This window comes from Rhizobium mongolense USDA 1844, assembly GCF_000419765.1.
In the GTDB taxonomy this organism is placed as follows: domain Bacteria; phylum Pseudomonadota; class Alphaproteobacteria; order Rhizobiales; family Rhizobiaceae; genus Rhizobium; species Rhizobium mongolense.
In genome coordinates, this window is sequence record NZ_ATTQ01000004.1 from 130902 (window position 1) to 151473 (window position 20572).

General features: G+C 59.9%; 24 protein-coding genes. 12 read left to right on the forward strand and 12 right to left on the reverse strand.

Annotated elements, in window-relative coordinates; all coding sequences use genetic code 11:
- Positions 1-40 precede the first annotated feature (40 nt).
- The 3 genes from A3C3_RS0108570 to A3C3_RS0108580 are packed head-to-tail and all read left to right on the forward strand — an operon-like array spanning position 41 to position 2561.
- Positions 41-664, forward strand: coding sequence for a DUF1285 domain-containing protein (locus A3C3_RS0108570; RefSeq protein WP_022714194.1), 624 nt, complete (start codon positions 41-43; stop codon positions 662-664).
- Positions 661-1311 carry a CoA pyrophosphatase gene (locus A3C3_RS0108575; protein WP_022714195.1) on the forward strand — a complete coding sequence of 217 codons (651 nt, stop codon included), beginning with the start codon at positions 661-663 and terminating at the stop codon, positions 1309-1311. The genes A3C3_RS0108570 and A3C3_RS0108575 overlap by 4 nt, the downstream gene beginning before the upstream one ends.
- Positions 1308-2561: a CCA tRNA nucleotidyltransferase gene (locus A3C3_RS0108580; protein WP_022714196.1), complete on the forward strand. Its 1254-nt coding sequence runs from the start codon at positions 1308-1310 to the stop codon at positions 2559-2561. Before A3C3_RS0108575 ends, A3C3_RS0108580 begins: the two co-directional genes overlap by 4 nt.
- Here the strand turns inward: A3C3_RS0108580 and A3C3_RS0108585 are convergent, their stop codons facing one another.
- The 3 genes from A3C3_RS0108585 to hemF form a co-directional block, all read right to left on the reverse strand.
- A complete protein-coding gene (locus A3C3_RS0108585; protein ID WP_022714197.1) occupies positions 2562-2747 on the reverse strand; it encodes a DUF1059 domain-containing protein in 186 nt (61 codons plus the stop codon). It lies immediately after the preceding gene.
- A gap of 125 nt (positions 2748-2872) precedes the next feature.
- Entirely contained in the window at positions 2873-3154 is a 282-nt protein-coding gene (locus tag A3C3_RS0108595; protein WP_022714199.1) for a hypothetical protein, read from the reverse strand.
- 116 nt (positions 3155-3270) lie between these two features.
- Positions 3271-4185, reverse strand: a complete 915-nt coding sequence (hemF, locus tag A3C3_RS0108600) for an oxygen-dependent coproporphyrinogen oxidase (protein WP_022714200.1) — start codon at positions 4183-4185, stop codon at positions 3271-3273.
- Between the two features lie 179 nt (positions 4186-4364).
- On the opposite strand from hemF, the gene A3C3_RS0108605 reads away from it, so the two are divergent.
- Positions 4365-4625, forward strand: a complete 261-nt coding sequence (locus A3C3_RS0108605) for a hypothetical protein (RefSeq protein ID WP_022714201.1) — start codon at positions 4365-4367, stop codon at positions 4623-4625.
- A 3-nt stretch (positions 4626-4628) separates the two neighbouring features.
- Here A3C3_RS0108605 and A3C3_RS0108610 read toward each other — a convergent pair whose 3' ends face one another.
- A complete protein-coding gene (locus A3C3_RS0108610) occupies positions 4629-6275 on the reverse strand; it encodes a Na/Pi cotransporter family protein (protein ID WP_022714202.1) in 1647 nt (548 codons plus the stop codon).
- A 202-nt stretch (positions 6276-6477) separates the two neighbouring features.
- Entirely contained in the window at positions 6478-6939 is a 462-nt protein-coding gene (locus tag A3C3_RS0108615; RefSeq protein ID WP_022714203.1) for a tRNA (cytidine(34)-2'-O)-methyltransferase, read from the reverse strand.
- A 380-nt stretch (positions 6940-7319) separates the two neighbouring features.
- On the opposite strand from A3C3_RS0108615, the gene A3C3_RS0108620 reads away from it, so the two are divergent.
- Positions 7320-9176 (forward strand): ABC transporter ATP-binding protein, encoded by a 1857-nt coding sequence (locus tag A3C3_RS0108620; protein ID WP_022714204.1) that lies wholly within the window; start codon positions 7320-7322, stop codon positions 9174-9176.
- A 242-nt stretch (positions 9177-9418) separates the two neighbouring features.
- Here the strand turns inward: A3C3_RS0108620 and A3C3_RS0108625 are convergent, their stop codons facing one another.
- Positions 9419-9643: a ribbon-helix-helix domain-containing protein gene (locus A3C3_RS0108625; protein ID WP_028739501.1), complete on the reverse strand. Its 225-nt coding sequence runs from the start codon at positions 9641-9643 to the stop codon at positions 9419-9421.
- A 163-nt stretch (positions 9644-9806) separates the two neighbouring features.
- Between A3C3_RS0108625 and A3C3_RS0108630 the strand changes: the two genes are divergently transcribed.
- The 5 genes from A3C3_RS0108630 to A3C3_RS0108650 all read left to right on the forward strand — a co-directional run bounded on the left by A3C3_RS0108630 (position 9807) and on the right by A3C3_RS0108650 (position 15368).
- Positions 9807-11696 carry an ABC transporter ATP-binding protein gene (locus tag A3C3_RS0108630; RefSeq protein ID WP_028739502.1) on the forward strand — a complete coding sequence of 630 codons (1890 nt, stop codon included), beginning with the start codon at positions 9807-9809 and terminating at the stop codon, positions 11694-11696.
- A 241-nt stretch (positions 11697-11937) separates the two neighbouring features.
- Positions 11938-12516, forward strand: coding sequence for a ubiquinol-cytochrome c reductase iron-sulfur subunit (gene petA, locus A3C3_RS0108635; protein WP_022714206.1), 579 nt, complete (start codon positions 11938-11940; stop codon positions 12514-12516).
- A 14-nt stretch (positions 12517-12530) separates the two neighbouring features.
- A complete protein-coding gene (locus A3C3_RS0108640; RefSeq protein WP_022714207.1) occupies positions 12531-13802 on the forward strand; it encodes a cytochrome b in 1272 nt (423 codons plus the stop codon).
- Positions 13803-13823: 21 nt separating this feature from the next.
- On the forward strand, positions 13824-14708 hold the full coding sequence (locus A3C3_RS0108645) for a cytochrome c1 (RefSeq protein WP_022714208.1): 885 nt from the start codon (positions 13824-13826) through the stop codon (positions 14706-14708).
- Between the two features lie 117 nt (positions 14709-14825).
- Positions 14826-15368: an adenine phosphoribosyltransferase gene (locus tag A3C3_RS0108650; RefSeq protein ID WP_028739503.1), complete on the forward strand. Its 543-nt coding sequence runs from the start codon at positions 14826-14828 to the stop codon at positions 15366-15368.
- Between the two features lie 9 nt (positions 15369-15377).
- Here the strand turns inward: A3C3_RS0108650 and A3C3_RS0108655 are convergent, their stop codons facing one another.
- From A3C3_RS0108655 to ychF, 3 genes are read right to left on the reverse strand one after another with little or no spacing between them, the layout of a single operon-like run.
- A complete protein-coding gene (locus tag A3C3_RS0108655; RefSeq protein ID WP_022714210.1) occupies positions 15378-15845 on the reverse strand; it encodes a MaoC family dehydratase in 468 nt (155 codons plus the stop codon).
- On the reverse strand, positions 15842-16303 hold the full coding sequence (locus tag A3C3_RS0108660) for a MaoC family dehydratase (RefSeq protein WP_022714211.1): 462 nt from the start codon (positions 16301-16303) through the stop codon (positions 15842-15844). The genes A3C3_RS0108655 and A3C3_RS0108660 overlap by 4 nt, the downstream gene beginning before the upstream one ends.
- A gap of 32 nt (positions 16304-16335) precedes the next feature.
- Positions 16336-17439 carry a redox-regulated ATPase YchF gene (ychF, locus tag A3C3_RS0108665; protein WP_028739504.1) on the reverse strand — a complete coding sequence of 368 codons (1104 nt, stop codon included), beginning with the start codon at positions 17437-17439 and terminating at the stop codon, positions 16336-16338.
- Positions 17440-17809: 370 nt separating this feature from the next.
- On the opposite strand from ychF, the gene clpS reads away from it, so the two are divergent.
- Entirely contained in the window at positions 17810-18121 is a 312-nt protein-coding gene (gene clpS / locus A3C3_RS0108670) for an ATP-dependent Clp protease adapter ClpS (protein ID WP_022714213.1), read from the forward strand.
- 73 nt (positions 18122-18194) lie between these two features.
- The gene (locus tag A3C3_RS0108675) at positions 18195-18578 is read left to right on the forward strand and encodes a hypothetical protein (RefSeq protein ID WP_022714214.1); all 384 of its coding nucleotides are present in this window, start codon (positions 18195-18197) and stop codon (positions 18576-18578) included.
- Here A3C3_RS0108675 and A3C3_RS0108680 read toward each other — a convergent pair whose 3' ends face one another.
- The 3 genes from A3C3_RS0108680 to A3C3_RS0108690 all read right to left on the reverse strand — a co-directional run bounded on the left by A3C3_RS0108680 (position 18579) and on the right by A3C3_RS0108690 (position 20570).
- The gene (locus A3C3_RS0108680) at positions 18579-19034 is read right to left on the reverse strand and encodes a GNAT family N-acetyltransferase (protein ID WP_022714215.1); all 456 of its coding nucleotides are present in this window, start codon (positions 19032-19034) and stop codon (positions 18579-18581) included.
- 5 nt (positions 19035-19039) lie between these two features.
- Entirely contained in the window at positions 19040-19765 is a 726-nt protein-coding gene (gene pth, locus A3C3_RS0108685; RefSeq protein WP_022714216.1) for an aminoacyl-tRNA hydrolase, read from the reverse strand.
- Between the two features lie 85 nt (positions 19766-19850).
- Positions 19851-20570 carry a substrate-binding periplasmic protein gene (locus A3C3_RS0108690; protein ID WP_022714217.1) on the reverse strand — a complete coding sequence of 240 codons (720 nt, stop codon included), beginning with the start codon at positions 20568-20570 and terminating at the stop codon, positions 19851-19853.
- Positions 20571-20572 lie beyond the last annotated feature (2 nt).

Sequence of the window (20572 nt, forward strand, 5' to 3'; positions counted from 1 at the left end):
CGTGACTATTCTATCGTTAAGAGCAAACCGGGACAGAAGAATGGCAGCGCAAGAGATCAGGGCGAGTGAAGATGCCGCAGGGCTTGCCGCGCTGATTTCGCGCGCTGCAGGCGAAATCTTCGGCAAGAAGCGCGGACTTCCACCGGTCGAGAAATGGAATCCGCCCTTCTGCGGCGATATCGACATGGAAATCCGCGCCGACGGCACATGGTTCTACATGGGAACGCCGATCGGCCGTGCGCCCCTGGTTCGCCTGTTTTCCACTGTCCTGCGCAAGGACGAGGACGGAAAGACCTATCTCGTCACTCCTGTGGAAAAAGTTGGAATCAGGGTCGCTGACGCGCCGTTCGTCGCCGTCGAGATGAGCATGACGCACCGCAATGGTCAGCAGGTGCTGACATTCCGCACCAATACTGGCGATGTCGTCGAGGCCGGCAAGGAGTATCCGCTGCGCTTCGTGATTCATGGAGAAAACAGCGAGTTGAAACCCTATCTGCATGTGCGCGGGCGTCTCGAGGCGCTGGTGTCACGGGCCGTGATGTATGAACTGGCGGACCTCGGCGAGATTGCGGATATCGAGGGCAGGGAGATGTTCTGCGTCCGCTCCGGCGGCTGCGTTTTCCCTGTCATGGCCGCCGATGAACTGGATATGCTGTCCCGATGAGCAATGCCCCGACCCCAGGCTACCCACTCTATTCCGCCGCGGAATTCCGCCGCCGGGCGCTTAATCAAAACGGCGGGCCGGTCGATCATTCCTGGCGGGATCACGGCGACCACATCCTCAATCCGGATATCGTCGCGATGGTCGAGGGCTTCCACCTACGCGACGCCGCTGTGCTGGTGCCGGTGGTCGACGACGGCGACGAGGCGCGGGTCATCTTCACCAAGCGCACGGCGAACCTGCGCAAGCATTCCGGCCAGATATCCTTTCCTGGCGGAGCGATCGATTCTACAGACATCTCTCCGGAGATGGCGGCAATCCGCGAGACACAGGAAGAGATCGGCATTGCCGGCTCCTTTGTAGAGACGGTCGGACGCCTGCCGCACTATCTCGCCGCCACCGGCTTCCGCATCACGCCGGTGCTCGGCGTCGTCCGTCGGGGGTTCGAGCTGAAGCCCAATCCGCGGGAAGTCGACGATGTCTTTGAGGTGCCGCTTTCCTTCCTGATGAACCCGAAAAACCACACCCGCGACAGGCGCCTGGTCGAGGGCATCGACCGGCATTTTTACCGCATGCCCTATGAAAGCTGGATGATCTGGGGCATCACGGCGGGTATCGTCCGCACCCTTTACGAGAGGCTTTATGCATGACCAGCCTTGCTGATGAAGCATGGTTCAAGGATCCCCGCCTTCAGCGCGTCTTCGCGCTCCTCAACGCGGACGGCGGGGAGGGGCGCGTCGTGGGCGGCGCCGTGCGCAACAGCCTGATGGGGCTCCCGGTCAGCGATATCGACATCGCGACGACGCTGACGCCGGACGCCGTGACGGAACGCGCGAAGGCGTCCGGCAGCAAGGCGATCCCCACCGGCATCGAGCATGGCACCGTGACGCTGGTGATCGAAGGAAAGCCGTTCGAAGTGACGACGCTGCGCACCGACGTCGAGACTGACGGGCGCCGCGCCAAGGTCGCCTTCAGCACCGACTGGCAGGCGGATGCGGAACGGCGCGACCTGACGATCAATGCCCTTTACATGAATTCTAAAGGTGAGGTGGTCGATCTCGTCGGCGGGCTTGCCGATATTAAGAATCGCAACATCCGTTTCATTGGGGATGCGGCGACACGGATTGCCGAGGACTACCTGCGCATCCTGCGGTTCTTCCGCTTTTTTGCTCACTACGGCTCCGGCCGGCCCGATGCGGAAGGACTGCGGGCCTGTTCGGCGGCGCGTTCCAAACTCACTACGCTTTCGTCCGAAAGGGTTTGGTCCGAACTTCGCAAGCTGCTTGCTGCCGACGATCCGGGCCGGGCGCTGCTCTGGATGCGGCAGGTTTCGGTGCTCAGTGAAGTCCTGCCGGAGACGGAGAAATGGGGCATCGACGCCATCCCGGCACTGGTCGCTACTGAAAAGGCGCTCGGCTGGAAGTCCGATCCGCTTCTGCGGCTCGCTTCGATCGTTCCGCCCGATGCCGAACGGCTAGAGAAGATGGCTGTCCGCCTGAGATTTTCGAATGCCGAAGCGGCCTATTTCAGGGCCTGGGCGGCGGCTCCCCCAGTCGATGACGAAATATCTGCCGCGGCCTTCGACCGGCTGCTCTATCGCAGTGGTGCGGAAGGCATCGTCACGCGCCTGAAGCTCGCGCTCGCCGTTGCTCGCGGCAAGGCGGAAGGCGACATGAAGGAAATGAGCCGGTCGGCCAGGCTCGGCGAGCTGCTGGACCGGGCTCTGGTGTGGAAGAGACCGCAGTTTCCAATCGGCGGAGGCGATGTCATTTCCACCGGAATGCCCGCAGGTCCGCGTGTTGGCGAGACGCTTGCGAAACTCGAGAGCCAATGGATCGACGAGAATTTTGCCGCCGACCGGGCGACGCTGCTCGCCCGGCTGAATGAACTTTCGAAGTGATCAGGCCGCTGTCGCTTCGTCGCGGATGCGGGCCTTGATGTTGTCGACCATGGTTTCGCGAATGGTCGTTTCACCATGGGCGGACTTCATGTGCTCGACCGCGCGGCGGACGACTTCGGCGTCCTCATCGGCGCGGGTGTGCCAGGTGCAGCCCGGAACGAGCGTACCGCATTCGAAAAGTCGCATTGTCTACTCCTTTGTCCGGAACATGACGGGATGATCGCGCTGTACGCGGTTCTCCTCGATGTGCGAAACTTCAATGTGCGAAACGGAGAGAAGGTTCCGGCCGATGATGGACATCGGCCGGCAAATCACATGCGATATTCCGGCATCGCCCAGGCGCGGAAGCAGTCGGAAGACTGGTACGGGGCATTCGAACTTGCGCCTTCTCTTGCCTGTCCGCGCAGTTCTTCGAGCGATTTTCCGGCAGCGAGCTGCAACCTCACCTGTTCGATGAAGCAGGAAAGGGGCAGGTCCGAGCCGCTCGTGGCTCGCATTTCTTCGGCAATGCGGTTCAGGAAATCCGGGGTCTCGATTGCGCGGGATGCCTCCCGAACATCCCCAGACGCCGGCGAACCGCTCTGTATCATCATGACAATCCTCCTCCGATTGTTACGCAACACAAGCTCAGTTTAGCACGTTAGTTTAGCGCGCGCTCACGCTTCTTGAAGGCCATGTAATGTATTTTTACCCGTACGCTTTCGTACAGTCATGGCCACCTGACGACCGGCGGCATCGACGATAGTATCGACTCGATATTGCCTCCCGTCTTCAACCCGAAGATTGTACCGCGATCGTAGAGCAAATTGAACTCGACATAGCGCCCGCGCCTGATCAATTGTTCGTCACGGTCGGCTTCGGTCCATTCCTTGTTGAAATTGGAGCGGACGATTTTTGGATAAACCATGGCGAAGGCCCGGCCGACATCGCGGGTGAAAGCGAAGTCGGCATCGAAGCCGCCGGCTTCCTCGCTTGAATGCAGCCAGTCATAAAAGATGCCGCCGATGCCGCGCGGTTCGTTGCGGTGCTTCAGGAAAAAGTATTCGTCGCACCATTTCTTGTAAGCGCCGTAGTCGGCGACGGCCGAATGGCTGCGGCAGGCAATTTCCATCGCCTTGTGGAAGAGGCGACTATCGTCGTCTTCCTGCGTGCGGCGCCGGTCGAGCACCGGCGTGAGGTCCGCACCACCCCCGAACCAGCGGCTGGAGGTGACGACCATGCGGGTGTTCATATGCACTGTCGGTACATTGGGGTTCACCGGATGGGCGATCAGCGAAATGCCCGAGGCCCAGAACCGAGGGTCTTCGCTGGCGCCCGGCATCTGGGCGCGCAGATCGGGTGCGAATTCTCCATACACTGTGGAGGTATGCACGCCGACCTTTTCGAAAACGCGGCCGTGCATCATCGACATCCGGCCCCCGCCGCCGGCGCCATTTTCCCGCGACCACTCCTTCCCGACGAAACGGCCGGGCTCCTGGTCCGAAAGAGTGCCGGTCAGCTCGTCTTCCAAGGCCTCGAAGGAGGCGCAGATCGTATCGCGCAACCCTTCGAACCAAGTGCGGGCGGCGACCTTCTTTTCTTCGATATCGTCCGGCAGGCCGATCGGCAGGTCTGGTCGTTCCATCATTATCCCCAGCAGTCGTTATTGCATCACAAGCGACTCGATCATCGCTGATTACGGTTTCGTGGTATCAGCTGCCTCGGTGCCTTGCCAGCCGGCCGAAAGCCGCAGTCGAGGCGGCAAAGATTCGACTCGCAAATTGATATTTTCAATACTACCTTTCCCGGTCGGAGGTAGGTTTCATGACTAAAATCCCGGGACCTCCGTCGTTTGACGGCTTGAAGCGCAGGATCGAACGGCATCGGGCGGAAGGCACTGCCCGCAAGGGCGATCACTTCGTGCGCCAGACCTATCGGCTTGGCCTGCTTGACGCGCGGGCAAAGGCGCGCGAATGGTTCGCCGAATACCCGAAGGCGGCCTATTGGACCGAAGTGGAAAGCTGGCGGCAGCTCGACAACGACCAGATAGAATTCACCATGCGCCGGCTGCCTTCCGCCGATTGACCGTCATTGCGCAGGCGTGCGCAGGCGGCTCTCGATGAGCAATCCGCTCTCGTCGAGGATCGGATGCGCGACCGAGACGATATGGGCGTTGATGCGTTTCAGATCGCGCAGCATATCGAGATGCAGTGAACTCGTCTGCAGGCTGTCGGCGTAGCCCTCGCGCAGGCGTTCAAGGTGGCGTTCGGCGGATTGCTTCTCCATCCTGCGGACTTCGACCTTCACTTCCATCATCTGTTTGGCGAGATTGAAGTCGCGCGTCACGAAGATCGTTTGCGCGATCCGCAGGTTGTCGATCGTCAAATGGAAGAGCTTCTTGAGCTCCTGGTAACCGTCGTCGGAAAACCGCAGGCCGAGCGAAGCCTTTTTGCTGATTTGCGGCAGCAAGCCCTTTTCAATGATATCGCCGATATGCTCGAGGTTGATCGCGTAGTCGATGATGATGATCGAGTGGCGGCCGTTCTCTTCACTCAGGCCCTCGCGGCCGAGCTTGGAAAGATAGACCTTCACTTCCTGTTGCAGGCTATCGACCCGCTTTTCGAGCGTGGGAATTTCCTTGAGCTTCGTCAGGTCGTTCTGCTCGAAGGCGTCGGAGGCTCGGATCAGCATGCGTTCTATAAGGTCGCCGACGCCGAGGACTTCGCGAGTGGCGCTCGCAAGCGCCACGACGGGCGTCGACAGCTCGTGCGGGTCGAGATATTTCGGCGCATTGTCGGTTTGTGCTTCCTCCGGAACGAGACGCAGCATCAGCTGCGACAACAGGCGCGAGAACGGCCAGGCGACAGCGGCGAGGATCAGGTTGAAGCCGAGATGCGCATCGACCGGCAGCTTGGCGGGATCGAGCGGCAGCATTTCCAGAAGTTCGGCGCCGTAGCCGGCAAGCGGGAGCGCGATCACACAGCCGGCGGCACGCACGATCAAGTTGCCAAGCGTAACGCGCTTTGCCGAGGTAGGTCCGCCAAGCGAAGCGACGACCGGTGGAATTGCGCCGCCGACATTGGCGCCCAGGACGAGAACGATGACCAAACCCGCCGAGAGAATACCGGTCGACGCCAGGGAAAGGATCAGGACAACGGCGGCAAGGCTCGACGAGGAGATGAAGGCAATGCCGGCAGCGAACGCAAGCGCCACCGGCCAGGCGTTGTCGAGCAGGCCGATAAAGGCGGCAAGCGCGGGCGATTGGCGCATAGGCTCTGTCGCGCCGCTCAAGAGATGCAGAGACAAGAGCATCAGGCCGATGCCGATCAGTGCGGTGCCACCACCTTGGCGTGCGGTCGAGCCGCTGCGATAGAGGATGATACCCGCGAGGATGACGAGCGGCGACAGCCATTCGATACCGGTCGCGACGATCCAGGCTGTGACGGCCGTGCCGACATTGGCACCGAGCAGGACGATCTGCGCCATGCGTGGCTTCACCAGTTCGCGCTCGACGAAGGAGGCGACCATCAGCGCCGTCGCCGTGGAGCTTTGCAATGCCAGCGTTGCGACGAAGCCTGAAACGAAGGAGCGCAAGCCGCCTCGCGTGCCCGTCGCAAGACCTGTTCGCAGCCGCGCACCGAAGGCCCGCGACACACCCTCCTTCACCTGCGCGAGGCCGAACAGCAGCAGGGCTACCGCGCCGAACAGGTTTATCATGACGATCGTGGATTCCATTCCCTGCGGGTCTTTTCTTCTCGTTCACGGCCGGCGCAATGCCGCGCATTGGGTGTCTCAGCGCATTGCCATCTCTTTGAAATCGCGGCCTGGTTCTCACTTTTTGATTGTCCGGCTAATTATAATACGCCTGTTCCTGGATAGCACAACGCCGTTTGCGACATATCATGGCGAGGCTTCGCGAGGTCGCTTAGAGGCGAAATCAACGCCAGACGGTCTGGCGCATAGCCTCGCCGGCGATCATCGCGGCGGAGACGGCGACATTGATCGAGCGCTGGCCCTCGACCATCGGGATCAGGATACGCCCGTCGGCTTTTTCATGAACATGATCCGGAACGCCTGCGCTTTCGCGGCCAAACAGTAAAATGTCGTCCGGCCGGAAAGCGAAGTCCGTGTATCGGACCGATGCCTTGGTGGAGGCGAGCACGATGCGACGGCCCGTTTGCGCCCGCCATTCCTCGAAGCGATCCCAACTGGCATGACGGGTGAGCGCAACGGCTGCGATATAGTCCATGCCGGCGCGTTTCAGATTGCGGTCGGAAATGTCGAAGCCGGCGGGCTCGATGATGTCGACACCAACTCCGAAGCAGGCGGCAAGACGCAGGATCGTGCCGGTATTGCCGGGGATGTCGGGCTGATAGAGCGCCAGTCTGAGATCGGCCATACGAAGTTCCATCTTGCTTCTAAGGCAACGACACCTAGTTCAACTGTGATTTCGGCGCAACAGGCCACCCTTTGACCCTGAATTGTTCAATTTTGCCGACTTTGGACTGGAAATTTCGCAATTTTCGCGTTATAGGTGCGCGTCTTCAATCGCCAGCTAGGGAGGGCCGACATGAATATTCTGATGCTTACGCGCCTTCCAGCCGCGATACCAAGCGCGGCGATCTCGCGCTCCTGAGCGCAAGCTTTCTAAAATTCCCCATGTTTGATCCATTGCGCGGCTGTCGTGGCCTCGCCCCTCGAACGTCCGGTTCCCATATGTGCCTTAGTGCGTTTTGCAGGGGCCGGGAGGTGGAACGGTGAAGTTCCGGAGCACTTTTCATGTTTAGCTGGTTCGAACAGCGACTGAACCCCTTTCCGAGTGAGGAGCCTGTCGTTCCCCCGAAAGGTCTTTTTGCCTTCTGCTGGCACTATACGAAGCCTGCGGCGCCCTGGCTTGCAGCCATGGCCGTGCTGACGGCGCTGATTGCGATCGGCGAAGTGGCACTCTTCCAGTTCCTCGGCGATATCGTCGATTGGCTTACGAATGCTGACAAGGCGACGTTCCTGCAGAGCGAATGGCACAAGCTTGCCTGGATGGCGGCTTTGATCCTCGTCGGCCTGCCGCTGGCGGCTGGGCTCGATTCACTTATCATGCATCAGGTCCTGCTCGGAAACTACCCGATGATCGCGCGCTGGCAGATGCACCGCTTCCTGCTGCGCCACAGCATGACCTTCTTTGCCAACGAGTTTGCCGGACGCGTTGCGACCAAGGTAATGCAGACCTCGCTTGCCGTTCGTGAAACAACGATGAAGATCCTCGACGTCTTCGTCTATGTCGTCACGTACTTCCTGACGATGATCATCGTGATCGCAGCGGCAGACTGGCGGCTGATGGTGCCGATCCTGGTCTGGCTTGCCATCTATGTCAGCATCGTGTCGTATTTCGTGCCCCGGCTGCGCAGGATCGCGGCGCAGCAGGCGGATGCGCGCTCGATGATGACGGGCCGGGTGGTCGACAGCTACACGAACATTGCGACCGTCAAGCTCTTCTCGCATGCGGGCAGGGAGGAAGGCTATGCCAAGGCCGGCATGGACGAATTCCTGCAGACAGTGCACCAGCAGATGCGTCGCGTCACGCTGTTCCACGTGTGCGTCTATATCAACAACTGCGTGGCGCTCTTCGTCATCTCGGGCCTGTCGATCTGGTTCTGGCTGAATGGCCAGATTTCGGTCGGCGCGATCGCCATCGCGATCGGCCTTGCGATGCGCGTCAACGGCATGTCGCAATGGATCATGTGGGAGGTATCGGCGCTCTTTGAAAACATCGGCACGGTCTATGACGGCATGGAGATGATGACGAAGAATCACGACATCACCGACAAGCCCGATGCTCCGCCGATGCAGGCGAAGAAGGGTGCGATCCATTACGACCGGATCCGCTTCCACTACGGCAAGGGCAAGGGCGTCATCGATAACCTGTCGCTCGACATCAAGGCGGGTGAGAAGGTTGGCCTCGTCGGCCGCTCCGGCGCCGGTAAGACGACGTTGATGAACCTGCTGCTGCGCTTCTACGATCTGGAAGCTGGCCGCATCACCATCGACGGCCAGGATATCTCGCAGGTGTCGCAGGAAAGCCTCCGCTCGCTGATCGGCGTGGTGACGCAGGATACGTCGCTGCTGCACCGCTCGATCCGCGACAACATCGCCTACGGCCGTCCGGATGCGACGGACGCGGATGTGATCGAGGCTGCGAAGCGGGCAAATGCCTGGGAGTTCATCGAAGGGCTTGTCGACATGCAGGGCCGCAAGGGACTCGACGCGCAGGTCGGCGAGCGCGGCGTGAAGCTCTCCGGTGGCCAGCGCCAGCGCGTTGCGATCGCCCGGGTGTTCCTGAAGGACGCGCCGATCCTGGTGCTCGACGAGGCGACCTCGGCGCTCGATTCCGAAGTGGAAGCGGCGATCCAGGAGAACCTCTTCGCGCTGATGGAAGGCAAGACGGTGATCGCGATCGCCCATCGCCTGTCGACGCTGACGGAGATGGACCGCCTGATCGTGCTCGACAAGGGCCGGATCATCGAGGCCGGTTCGCACGCCGATCTCGTCAGTCAGGGCGGCATATATGCCGATCTGTGGACCCGCCAGTCCGGCGGCTTCCTCGCCGATCATTCGCAAGAAGCCGAGGAAGCGGCGGAGTAAGCGAAAGGCCCTCCCGGCGAAAGCGGGGAGGGCTTCTTAACTGTTGAGACTAGTTAAGAAGCCCTGTTATCCGATCGGGAGAGCAAGGGGCTACATCAACGCAACCGATCTCGCTGCCCATCGCGAATTTCGAAGTGATTCGAGCCTATTACCTTGCTGCCGATCGCAGCATTATTCGCGTTTTGCACGGTCGACGCGAGCAGCCGCAGGCACGGTTGATTCCTAAAAGAGCCGTTGCCGGTTCAAAGGCTGTCTGCCCAGTCTCTTACCCTGTGACGCTCGACCACGACGATGGCGCCTGCCATCGTGCGGAGTGCCGTCAGGCGGCGCTCTTCCTCGTTGTCGAGCCATGCGGCAACTGCCTCGCTGACGATCGTGTCGCGCGATATGCCGAGTTGGGCTGCGGTTTCATCGAGTCTGTCCGCAAGCGGAAGCGGAATATGCGACGCGAGCACCCTCGTTTCCATGACGGTATTTCTCCGATAAGCGGGCATTGTACTCCGAGATCGCGACGAGGTCAGCGACATTCAACACGGATGCCGCCGATGTTACCGAAAATTACCAAAATATAAGGTTGTGTCCGCCCTCCATTCCCTTTGCCGCAGGGTTGTCTCGGACTATAACGCAATGATGCTCCTGCGCCCGATACTCAATCTGTTTGAACACTGGGTCGATCCGTTCCGCCGGCGCGGCAACATCCAGCCGCCGCGTTCGACGGTCGGCTTCATCTGGTTCTACATCGGCCAGGCAAAATGGCCCTTCGTCGCGATGCTTGTCCTCGGCGGCATGTCGGCGGCGATCGAGGCGGCGCTTTTCTGGTTCGTCGGACGGCTGGTCGATATTTTGAGCACCGTCAGGCCGGGCGTTGGCTGGAGCGAAATGCTTGCTGCACATGGCAGCGAGCTCTTCGGAATGCTCGCTTTGATCGGCTTTGTCCGTTTCGTAGTGGTCTTCCTCATCGCGCTCGTCGATCAGCAGGTCATCACGCCGGGTTTTTACAATCTCGCGCGCTGGCAATCCTATCTCCACGTCTCGCGCCAATCGCTGCATTTTTTCCAGAGCGATTTTTCCGGGCGGATCGTGACGAAGGTCTGGTCGGCCGGCCAGGCGGTGGGTGATCTCGTCACCTCGCTCATGGAGAGCGTCTGGTTCGTCGGAATCTACGCGGCGACGACACTGGTGCTGGTGGCTCAGCTCGATTTTTCGCTTGCGGCCGTCGTGCTGTTCTGGCTCGCTGCCTTCGGCGTCCTTGCCCGCTATTTCGTGCCGCGCATCCGCTATCACTCGCGCGAGACTGCGGAAGCCGCCTCGATGCTCAACGGCCGCATGGTCGATTCCTACAGCAACATCCAGACGCTGAAGCTTTTCGCTCGTGACGAGGAGAGCGATCGCTACATGCGCCAGGGTTTCGATATCTATCAGGATACCGTACTGCGCTTTACCCGGTTCATTACCGGTGTGCGTGCCTCCATGGCGCTGCTTTCCGGCCTGATGATCGTAACGATGGGCGGATTAAGCGTCGATCTGTGGCTGCGCGGGCTGGTGAGTTCCGGTTCCGTCGCTTTTTCGCTGGCTCTCGTCCTGCGCCTCAACTTTCTTCTTGGGCGCCTGATGACGCAGTTCAACGGCATCATGCGCAATCTGGGTACGATCCAGAATGCTGCCGAATTGATCTCGCAGCCGCTTGGTCTCGTCGATCGGCCCGATGCTCCCGATCTTATCGTCCGGGAACCCGGCATCCGCTTCGAAAACGTCTGCTTCCATTACGGCCGGGGCAATGGTGTCATCGAGAATTTCTCGCTCACCGTCGCACCCGGCGAGAAGGTCGGGATCGTCGGGCGCTCCGGTGCCGGCAAGTCGACGCTGGTCAATCTGTTGCTGCGCCTCTACGACATTGAAGGTGGGCGCATCCTTGTCGATGGCCAGGATATTGCTGGGGTCAGCCAGGAGTCACTGCGCATGCAGATCGGCGTCGTCAGCCAGGATACGTCGCTGCTGCACCGTTCGGTCAGGGACAACATCCTCTTCGGCCGGCCCGATGCGGACGAGGAACGGCTGCTCGATGCCGCACGGCGGGCAGAGGCGCTCGGCTTCATCGAGCGCCTGCACGATCAGCAGGGGCGCAAGGGTTTCGATGCGCATGTCGGCGAGCGCGGCGTGAAGCTTTCCGGCGGGCAGCGGCAACGCATCGCAATCGCGCGCCTCATGCTGAAGGATGCACCGATCCTGGTGCTCGACGAGGCGACCTCGGCGCTCGATTCCGAGGTGGAAGAGGTGATCCAATCCAATCTCAGCCGGATCATGGAGGGGAAGACCGTGCTGGCCATCGCTCACCGCCTTTCGACAATTGCCGCGCTCGATCGGCTAATTGTTGTCGATCGCGGCCGAATCATCGAAGAAGGCACGCATAAATCCCTGGTCGAAAGAGGCGGACTTTATGCCGAGCTATGGGCGCGCCAGTCCGGCGGCTTCCTCGGTGCAGGCGAAGATATGCCCGGGCGCGAGGCGAGAGCCGTTTAGACAAGCGTCCGCCAGCTAGGCTCCGATCCGCTGAATCCCGGGGATTGCGGTAAAAAGATCATCTGAAAATACCCGCGACATTGTGCCCTCATACTATTGTCAAGGCTGGACATAATTTGCGATCAAGCATAGAACGCGCCGGATTGGCGGGGAATCTAAGGCCGAATTGTGTCTATGTAGATTCGCCGCTTAGAGGGGCAGTGCGGAATTCCGCGAAAATTGCGCAGAGGATGGTTTAGCCGTGAGCGAACACGAAACGACAAGCGAGGCTTCAGGGGAGCCCACGCGCCGTGATTTCCTTTATCTCACCACCGGTATGGCAGGCGCCGTCGGCGCTGCGGCGGTCGCTTGGCCGTTCATCGATCAGATGCGTCCGGATGCGTCCACGCTCGCTCTTGCTTCCATCGAAGTCGACGTATCGAGCCTTGGGCCGGGCATGTCGCTGACCGCCAAGTGGCGCGGCAAGCCGGTCTTCATCCGCAACCGTACGCCCGAGGAAGTGAAGGCTGCCGACGAGGTTCCGCTTTCGGATCTCAAGGATCCGATCGCACGCAACGAGAACCTTCCGGCCGAAGCGCAGGCAACCGGTGTCGACCGCTCTGCCGGCAAGGACAAGGAAAACTGGATCGTCATGATCGGTTCGTGCACGCATCTCGGTTGCGTGCCGCTCGGACAGGCCGGCGAATACAACGGTTGGTTCTGTCCCTGCCATGGCTCGGTCTACGACACGGCCGGCCGCATCCGTAAAGGACCGGCGCCGACGAACCTGCCGATTCCGACCTATTCGTTCGTTTCCGATACAGTGATCAAGATCGGTTGAGGGGAGACTGATTTATGAGTGGCCATTCCAGCTACGAGCCATCAACCGGCCTCGAGAAGTGGATCGATGCGCGCCTGCCGCTGCCGCGCATGGTCTACGACAGCTTCGTTGCATATCCGGTTCCGCGTAACCTGAACTATGCCTATACCTTCGGCGCAATGCTTTCGGTGATGCTGGTCGTGCAGATCCTGACCGGCGTTGTGCTCGCCATGCATTACGCTGCCGAGACCTCGGTCGCCTTCAATGCCGTCGAAAAAATCATGCGCGACGTCAACCACGGCTGGCTGCTGCGCTATATGCATGCCAACGGCGCATCCTTCTTCTTCGTCGCGGTCTACCTGCATATTGCCCGCGGACTTTACTACGGCTCCTACAAGGCGCCGCGCGAAATCCTCTGGATCCTCGGCGTTCTCATCTATCTGCTGATGATGGCGACCGGCTTCATGGGCTACGTTCTTCCCTGGGGCCAGATGTCCTTCTGGGGCGCGACCGTCATCACCGGCTTCTTCTCGGCCTTCCCGCTGGTCGGCGAATGGGTGCAGCAGTTTCTGCTCGGCGGTTTTGCCGTTGAAAATCCGACGCTCAACCGCTTCTTCTCGCTGCACTACCTGCTGCCCTTCATCATCGCAGGCGTTGTCGTGCTGCATATCTGGGCGCTGCACGTGACCGGCCAGACGAACCCTACCGGCGTCGAGGTCAAGACCAAGACGGACACCGTTCACTTCACGCCCTATGCGACCCTCAAGGACGCACTCGGCGTTTCGATCTTCCTGCTGGTCTACGCCTACTTCGTCTTCTACATGCCGAATTTCCTCGGCCATCCGGACAATTATATCCCGGCTGACCCGCTGAAGACGCCGGCGCACATCGTTCCGGAATGGTACTTCCTGCCGTTCTACGCGATGCTGCGCTCGATCACCTTCAACATCGGTCCGATCGATTCCAAGCTCGGCGGCGTCCTTGTGATGTTCGGCGCGATCATCGTGCTGTTCTTCCTGCCATGGCTCGACACGTCGAAGGTCCGCTCTGCTGTCTACCGCCCGTGGTACAAGATGTTCTACTGGCTGTTCGTGATCAATGCGATCATCCTCGGCTGGCTCGGTTCCCAGCCGGCGGAAGGTGCTTTCGTCCTGATCTCGCAGATCTGCACGCTGCTTTACTTTGCTTTCTTCCTGGTCGCTATGCCAGTGCTTGGTCTCGTCGAGACACCGCGCCGCATTCCAAACTCGATCACCGAAGCCGTGCTGGAAAAGCGCAATCAACAAATTGCTACGGTCAAGGCATAAGCGAGCGGAAGGAATAGAACGATGAAAAAGCTTGTTGCAAGCATTCTGCCGCTCGCAGTCGCAGCTCTCCTCGGAACTGCTGCATTCGCACAGGAAGCGACGCATGGCGAGGGCGCCGCTCCGGCCGAGCACGAGGAAGGCGCCACGCCGCACTATCCGCTGAAGCACCCGCGGGAGCAGGACTGGAGTTTCGCCGGCCCGTTCGGCCATTATGACAAGGGCCAGCTGCAGCGCGGCCTGAAGGTCTATACGGAAGTCTGTTCCGCCTGCCACTCGATGAGCCTGGTTCCCTTCCGCATGCTCGGCGAACTCGGCTACTCCGAGGCGCAGGTCAAGGCTTTCGCCGCGAATTACGACGTTCAAGATGGCCCGGATTCTGCCGGTGAGATGTTCACACGCAAGGCTATCCCTTCGGATCATTTCCCCTCGCCATACGCCAACGCCCAGGCCGCTGCCGCTGCGAACAATGGCGCGGCCCCGCCGGATTTCTCGCTGATCGCGAAGGCCCGCGGAATAACCCGCGGCTTCCCGCAGTTCGTCTTCGATATCTTCACGCAGTATCAGGAAGGCGGACCGGACTATATCTACTCGCTGCTGACCGGCTATGAAGAGCCGCCGGCGGGTTTCCAGGTTCCGGAGGGCGCGCATTACAACCCTTACTTCAACGCTGCCGCGGCCTTCGCGATGCCGAAGCCGCTCTCCGACGATCAGGTGACCTATGACGACGGCACGCCGCAGACCGTCGATCAGTATTCCAAGGATGTCTCGGCTTTCCTGATGTGGGCCGCAGAGCCGCACCTCGAAGAGCGCAAGAGCACCGGCTTCATGGTCATCGTGTTCCTGCTGATCTTCTCGGGTCTCATCTTCCTGACGAAGCGCTCGGTCTATGCCAACAAGGAGCACTGAGCGGTTCCAGCTCAATAAGCAAAAGGCGGCTTTCGGGCCGCCTTTTTTGTTGGTTCCATGCCAGTCAGTTGATAGGGTGCGACCGACTAAATGCCCTCGCAGACAGACGGACTTTCCATGAACAATATTGCCTCGGAGCTTGCGGTTAGCATCCGCTCCATCCCGGACTATCCGAAGCCCGGCATTATCTTTCGCGACATTACGACGCTGCTCGGCAATCCGCGGGCGTTTCGCCGCGCTGTGGATGAGCTGGTGCAGCCTTATGCGGGCCTGAAGATCGACAAGATCGCCGGCATGGAAGCGCGCGGCTTCATTCTCGGCGGCGCCGTGGCGCATCAGCTTTCGGCAGGCTTCGTGCCAATCCGCAAGAAGGGCAAGCTGCCGCATGATACCGTGCGGATCGCCTACAGCCTGGAATATGGCGTCGACGAGATGGAGATGCACCGGGATGCGGTTCAGCCGGGCGAGAAGGTCATTCTCGTGGACGATCTGATTGCAACCGGCGGGACCGCCGTCGGCGCGACGAAGCTACTTCGCCAGATGGGCGCGGAAGTCGTCGGTGCATGCTTCGTCATCGATCTGCCGGATCTCGGCGGCCGCAGAAAGCTCGATGAGCTCGGCGTGAACGTCCACACGCTGGTCGAATTCGCCGGGCACTGAGACCCGGCTTTACTCGAATTCGAGCACGCTGCCCTCGAAGCGGATGACAGGCGTGCCGTCTTGGTTGACGCCTTCGTTGAGGATCGAATTGAGGAACCAGCCCGGCCGGGATGTGAGAGGCCGGCTGGCAAGCAAGGTCACCGAATAGCTGACCGTCTCGTCGACGAAGACCGGACGCAGCCATTGCAACTTCTGGAAGCCGGGCGAAGGGCCGAGCTTCGGTGGGGCGACGCCCTCCCTGGCAAGTCGCGCGGTTTCCTTTTCCCAGTAATCCAGGAAAGTTCGCATCCAGGCGGCACATGTATGCCAGCCCGAGGCGCACAGATTGCCGAAGAGCGTCGTCCTGGCGGCTTCCTTGTCGACATGGAAGCGCTGCGGATCGAAGCGCGTGGCGAAATGGATGATCCGCTCCTCGGTAAAGGTATAGCCGCCGATCGCGGCCTTTTCGCCGATCGTATAAAGCTCCGCCATCCTCATGGGTTTGTCTCCGCTGTGTCGCGCATGCTGAACATGATCCAGTTTTCGCAGTAGCAGACCAGATCGCCCTGCTGATTGTGGACCTCATGCTTGAAGCGGGCGATGCCGATGCCGGGCCGCGAGCGCATGGCGCGGGATTCCAGCACCGTCGAACGCCCGGACAGCGTGTCGCCGGCAAGCACGGGTTTCCTCCATTCCATCACGTCGATGCCGGGTGCGCCCTGGGAATGTGAATTCAGCAGAAAACCATAGGCCATCATGCGCATGAAGAGCGCGGACGTATGCCAGCCGGAAGCCGCGAGCCCGCCAAGGATACTGGCGCGTCCGGCCATCTCGTCCAAATGCATCGGCTGCGGGTCGAATTCGGTTGCGAACTCAATGATTTCCTGCGCCGTCACGGCGACAGGGCCCAGCGCAAAGCTGCGGCCCGGCTCGAAGTCTTCAAAAACTAGCTTCATCTGGCCTCGTCCTCCCTCGGCCGTGCTGCCAATCAGGTATTGAAGCGGAAGTGGATCACGTCGCCGTCCTGAACCACGTATTCCTTGCCTTCATCGCGGGCTTTGCCCGCGTCCTTGGCGCCGGTTTCGCCGCCGAGCGCGATGTAGTCGTTATAGCCGATAGTGAAGGCACGGATGAAGCCGCGTTCGAAATCCGTGTGGATGACGCCGGCAGCGGCCGGTGCCTTGGTGCCGCGCACGATCGTCCAAGCGCGGGTCTCTTTGGGGCCGACGGTGAAATAGGTGATCAAGTCGAGCAGGTGATAGCCCGCACGGATTAGGCGATCGAGGCCGGCCTCTTCGAGACCAAGTGCGGAGAGGAATTCCTTGCTTTCTTCTTCTGGCAGTTGCGCCACTTCAGACTCGATCGCGGCCGAGATGGTCACGCATTCGGCGCCTTGGGCTTTCGCCATCTCGGCAACAGCCTCGGTATGTTCGTTGCCTGTTGCTGCGTCGGCTTCCGCGACGTTGCAGACGTAGAGCACCGGATGGGACGTCAGAAGGTTCAGGCCCTTCAGAACTTCGATTTCGTCCGCGCCGAGCGTCTTCAACAATAAACGGGCCGGCTTGCCTTCGTTGAGGAGCTTGATCACCGCTTCCATGACGGGAAGCTGGGTCAGCGAGTCCTTGTCCTTGGAGGCGGCGCGTTTGCGGGTTTGCTCGACGCGGCGCTCGAGACTTTCAAGGTCGGCAAGCATCAGCTCGGTTTCGATGGTTTCGGCGTCGCTGACCGGATTGATGCGGCCTTCGACATGGGTGATGTCGTCATCCTCGAAGCAGCGCAGCACATGCACGACGGCATCGACTTCGCGGATGTTGGCGAGGAACTTGTTGCCGAGGCCTTCGCCCTTGGACGCGCCGCGCACCAGACCGGCGATATCGACGAAGGAAATGCGGGTTGGGATGATTTCCTTCGAGCCGGCGATCGAGGCGAGCTTCTGCATCCGTGGATCGGGAACGGCGACTTCGCCGGTGTTCGGCTCGATGGTACAGAAGGGATAGTTCGCCGCCTGCGCTGCTGCCGTCTTGGTGAGCGCGTTGAAGAGTGTCGACTTGCCGACATTCGGCAGACCGACGATACCGCATTTGAAGCCCATGACTGGATGTCCGTATTCGCTGAAATCGTTGCCTTGCCTATGGGATAAAGGAGCCATGCGGTCAAGTCTTCCGCCGCTTTTACCGCTGCTCACTTGCCGTTCGGGCGACGCTGGCCTATTTTCTGTCCGCGGAGATTTCGAGACGTAATATTGCGGATTTCACCGAAAGGGCAGGTAACCTTTACCCAAGGAGATCCTGGGCTATCTTGGTGTCTAATACCCGGCGAGGAGCTTGACCTTGAGCTCTTACCTGATTGAAAGGCTGTAGTCGGGGCTCGCAATCGACAGGGGAGTGTCGAAATTTCCTAGCCGACAATAACTGCCTAATTTAGAAAACTGCCTCTCATGTCATCAACGGGTGGATTTTCCGATGAGTGACAACGACGTTGCCATAAAGCCGAAAACGAAGATCAAGCTGAAGCTGGATAAGCCCAAGCTCTACAAGGTTCTTCTTTTCAACGATGACTATACGCCACGCGAGTTCGTCGTCATGATCCTCAAGGCCGTTTTCCGGATGAGCGAGGAGACGGGATACCGGGTGATGATGACGGCGCATAAAATGGGCTCCAGCGTGGTCGTCGTCTGCGCCAAGGACATTGCCGAGACCAAGGTCAAGGAGGCGATGGACTATGCCAAGGAGGCAGGCTTCCCGCTGATGCTTACGGCGGAACCCGAAGAATAGGCGTTTCTTAACCAATCTTCTTAAGCCGCTATCCGTCAATTGCCGCTAGATTGCGCCCACGACGGAGGCGCGCATGCATGCTGAGGCAGCTACTTGGCATTATTTCGTCGCCGCGGCGCTCTTTGCGATCTTCGGTGCGATAGGCCATGTCGTCCGTGCGCTGTTCAACGTCTATCCGGACAGGCTTTCGGACAAGCCGATCATCGATCTGGCCATTTCGGACGGTTATGATCTTTCCGACATGCTCTTCGGAACGGAATATGACGATGCCGGCCACTATCGGTCCGATAGCCTCAAGAACCTACGCATTGCCTGCTCCATTGCCGTCATTGCCGGCATTGGCACGATGCTGCTCGTAGAGGATGCCTCGATGCTGATGGCAACGGCGATCGATGACGGAGCCAAGGCACTTTGGGAACTGCTCCTCTACCGCCTTCAAGAGCTGCAATTGCTTTGATCAGCCGGGGCGCCTGATCTGATAGCCGATCTTATCCCGCATGAAGCCGCAGTTTTCGTAGAAACGCAGCGTCGCGGGGTTCCTTGAACCGGTAAGGAGCATCACTTTATAGCAATTCTCCTCCCAGGCCGTTGCGCAGGCGTGACGGATCAACGCGCCGGCATAACCCTTCCTGCGGTGATCGGCGTGCGTAATGACATTCTCGACAAGAGCGTATGAAGCACCGTTGCGCGTGAGATTGGGTGTGATGATCAGCGTAGCGGATGCAACAGGCATATCGGCGGCCAGCGCGACAAATATGGTCATGCGCGGTTGGGCGAGGATGGTTGAGAAGCGGTCGCTTGCCCAGGCGGGATCGATCGCTGGATCATCGGGATTGAGGTGACGGTAGAGATCAAGAAGGGCCTGTAAGTCGTCGGGGCCGGCGGGCTTGATCATGATATCTCGCTTCGGCATCTTGCCTACTCACCCTTGTTGCCGAACATCTTCTTCAGCATTTCGGCCATAGGGCCGGTCGCAGGCAGCTTAGGCTGCGGGTGTCGCGCCTGATGGATGTGGGATTGCGCTGCCGGCTTCTTTTCGGGCTTCGGCTTGTCCGCCTCCGCCTCCGCCTCCGCCTTGCCGCCGACGGCGAGCGCCAGCTTGTTCATCAACTGCGAATCCTCCTTGCGCACCAGCATGTCGGCATTGTCGGCAAGCGTTTCCAGGAGCGGCTGCAGCCAAGCCTGGTCGGCCTTGGCGAAATCGCCGAGGACGTGGTGTTGCACAAGTTCCTTGACGCCAGGGTGACCGATGCCGAGGCGCAGGCGCCGGTAATCCTTGCCGCAATGGGCATCGAGCGACCTGATGCCGTTATGGCCACCATTGCCGCCGCCGATCTTCAGCCGAGCCTTGCCGGGTGGCAGGTCGAGCTCGTCATAGATGGCGACGAGATCGGAAGGCTGCAGCTTATAGAAACGCATGGCTTCGCCGACGGCTTCGCCGGAGAGGTTCATGTAGGTTTGCGGCTTGATCAGCAGCACCTTTTCGCCCCCAAGCTCGCCTTCCGAAATTTCCGCCTTGAACTTCTTGGACCAGGGGGAAAAGCCGTGGCGCCGATGGATGGCGTCGGCTGCCATGAAGCCGATATTGTGACGGTTTCCGGCATATTTGCTTCCGGGATTGCCGAGACCCGCGATGATCAGCATTGGCCAGTCCGTTTCTTGAATGCCTGCTGCCCGCTTCACCACCGCGAAACGGGCAGGAAGTCAAGCGCAAAGGCACGGCGCGGCGCTAATTGCCGAGATGCAGCCCATACTTCAGGAAAATCTCTTTCTGGGTGCCGTCGGCGATCAGCTTATCGAGGGCGGTCTGCATCCGCACCTGAAGGTCGGATGGAAAATCCCTGTTACAGGCGATACCCATCGGCTGTGAGGAGAGTATGGTGACCATCTCCACCGGCTGATCCGCCTTCAGCTTTTCGAAGTAAAGCTCTGAAATGGGCATCATGTCGATACGGCCGCCGAGAAGCTTGCGAAGCGTGGCATTGAAGTCAGTGGCGATATCGAGCTTGGTGAAGCCCTTTTGCCTCAACACCATCTCGGTATAGTCTTCGCGCTGCGTGCCGATGGTATATTTCTTGGACGCCTCGAGGTCATTCGCAACGACGCCCGATCCTTTCCGCGTGATCAAGATATTGCGATCGACGAGCAGCGGCTCGATCCATTTGAAGAGGGGATCGCGCAGGGCATTATGTGCCGTGGCAAAAACGCAGGTCATGGGCTGTGATTGCGCGAGGCTATAGGCTCGCGCCCAGGGCAGCAACTCCATGGTATAGTCGACGCCGATATCGGCCATGACCTTTTCGACTTGTTCAACGGTCGCGCCTTTGATCACCTTGCCGTCGCGATAGTTGAAAGGCGCGTATTCTTCAGTCGTGAAATTGACCGTCTGCGACTGTGCCGGCGCTGCGCAAGGAAGCGTCAGAAAAGCAAGAAGCAGGAGCTTTTTCATCT

Excerpts from the sequence above, each read along its gene's own strand:
- A3C3_RS0108570 (WP_022714194.1), top strand. The coding sequence starts at position 41 with ATGGCAGCGCAAGAGATCAGGGCGAGTGAAGATGCCGCAGGGCTTGCC.
- A3C3_RS0108575 (WP_022714195.1), top strand. The coding sequence starts at position 661 with ATGAGCAATGCCCCGACCCCAGGCTACCCACTCTATTCCGCCGCGGAA.
- A3C3_RS0108580 (WP_022714196.1), top strand. The coding sequence starts at position 1,308 with ATGACCAGCCTTGCTGATGAAGCATGGTTCAAGGATCCCCGCCTTCAG.
- A3C3_RS0108585 (WP_022714197.1), bottom strand. The coding sequence starts at position 2,747 with ATGCGACTTTTCGAATGCGGTACGCTCGTTCCGGGCTGCACCTGGCAC.
- A3C3_RS0108595 (WP_022714199.1), bottom strand. The coding sequence starts at position 3,154 with ATGATGATACAGAGCGGTTCGCCGGCGTCTGGGGATGTTCGGGAGGCA.
- hemF (WP_022714200.1), bottom strand. The coding sequence starts at position 4,185 with ATGGAACGACCAGACCTGCCGATCGGCCTGCCGGACGATATCGAAGAA.
- A3C3_RS0108605 (WP_022714201.1), top strand. The coding sequence starts at position 4,365 with ATGACTAAAATCCCGGGACCTCCGTCGTTTGACGGCTTGAAGCGCAGG.
- A3C3_RS0108610 (WP_022714202.1), bottom strand. The coding sequence starts at position 6,275 with ATGGAATCCACGATCGTCATGATAAACCTGTTCGGCGCGGTAGCCCTG.
- A3C3_RS0108615 (WP_022714203.1), bottom strand. The coding sequence starts at position 6,939 with ATGGCCGATCTCAGACTGGCGCTCTATCAGCCCGACATCCCCGGCAAT.
- A3C3_RS0108620 (WP_022714204.1), top strand. The coding sequence starts at position 7,320 with ATGTTTAGCTGGTTCGAACAGCGACTGAACCCCTTTCCGAGTGAGGAG.
- A3C3_RS0108625 (WP_028739501.1), bottom strand. The coding sequence starts at position 9,643 with ATGGAAACGAGGGTGCTCGCGTCGCATATTCCGCTTCCGCTTGCGGAC.
- A3C3_RS0108630 (WP_028739502.1), top strand. The coding sequence starts at position 9,807 with ATGCTCCTGCGCCCGATACTCAATCTGTTTGAACACTGGGTCGATCCG.
- A3C3_RS0108640 (WP_022714207.1), top strand. The coding sequence starts at position 12,531 with ATGAGTGGCCATTCCAGCTACGAGCCATCAACCGGCCTCGAGAAGTGG.
- A3C3_RS0108645 (WP_022714208.1), top strand. The coding sequence starts at position 13,824 with ATGAAAAAGCTTGTTGCAAGCATTCTGCCGCTCGCAGTCGCAGCTCTC.
- A3C3_RS0108650 (WP_028739503.1), top strand. The coding sequence starts at position 14,826 with ATGAACAATATTGCCTCGGAGCTTGCGGTTAGCATCCGCTCCATCCCG.
- A3C3_RS0108655 (WP_022714210.1), bottom strand. The coding sequence starts at position 15,845 with ATGAGGATGGCGGAGCTTTATACGATCGGCGAAAAGGCCGCGATCGGC.
- A3C3_RS0108660 (WP_022714211.1), bottom strand. The coding sequence starts at position 16,303 with ATGAAGCTAGTTTTTGAAGACTTCGAGCCGGGCCGCAGCTTTGCGCTG.
- ychF (WP_028739504.1), bottom strand. The coding sequence starts at position 17,439 with ATGGGCTTCAAATGCGGTATCGTCGGTCTGCCGAATGTCGGCAAGTCG.
- clpS (WP_022714213.1), top strand. The coding sequence starts at position 17,810 with ATGAGTGACAACGACGTTGCCATAAAGCCGAAAACGAAGATCAAGCTG.
- A3C3_RS0108675 (WP_022714214.1), top strand. The coding sequence starts at position 18,195 with ATGCATGCTGAGGCAGCTACTTGGCATTATTTCGTCGCCGCGGCGCTC.
- A3C3_RS0108680 (WP_022714215.1), bottom strand. The coding sequence starts at position 19,034 with ATGCCGAAGCGAGATATCATGATCAAGCCCGCCGGCCCCGACGACTTA.
- pth (WP_022714216.1), bottom strand. The coding sequence starts at position 19,765 with ATGCTGATCATCGCGGGTCTCGGCAATCCCGGAAGCAAATATGCCGGA.
- A3C3_RS0108690 (WP_022714217.1), bottom strand. The coding sequence starts at position 20,570 with ATGAAAAAGCTCCTGCTTCTTGCTTTTCTGACGCTTCCTTGCGCAGCG.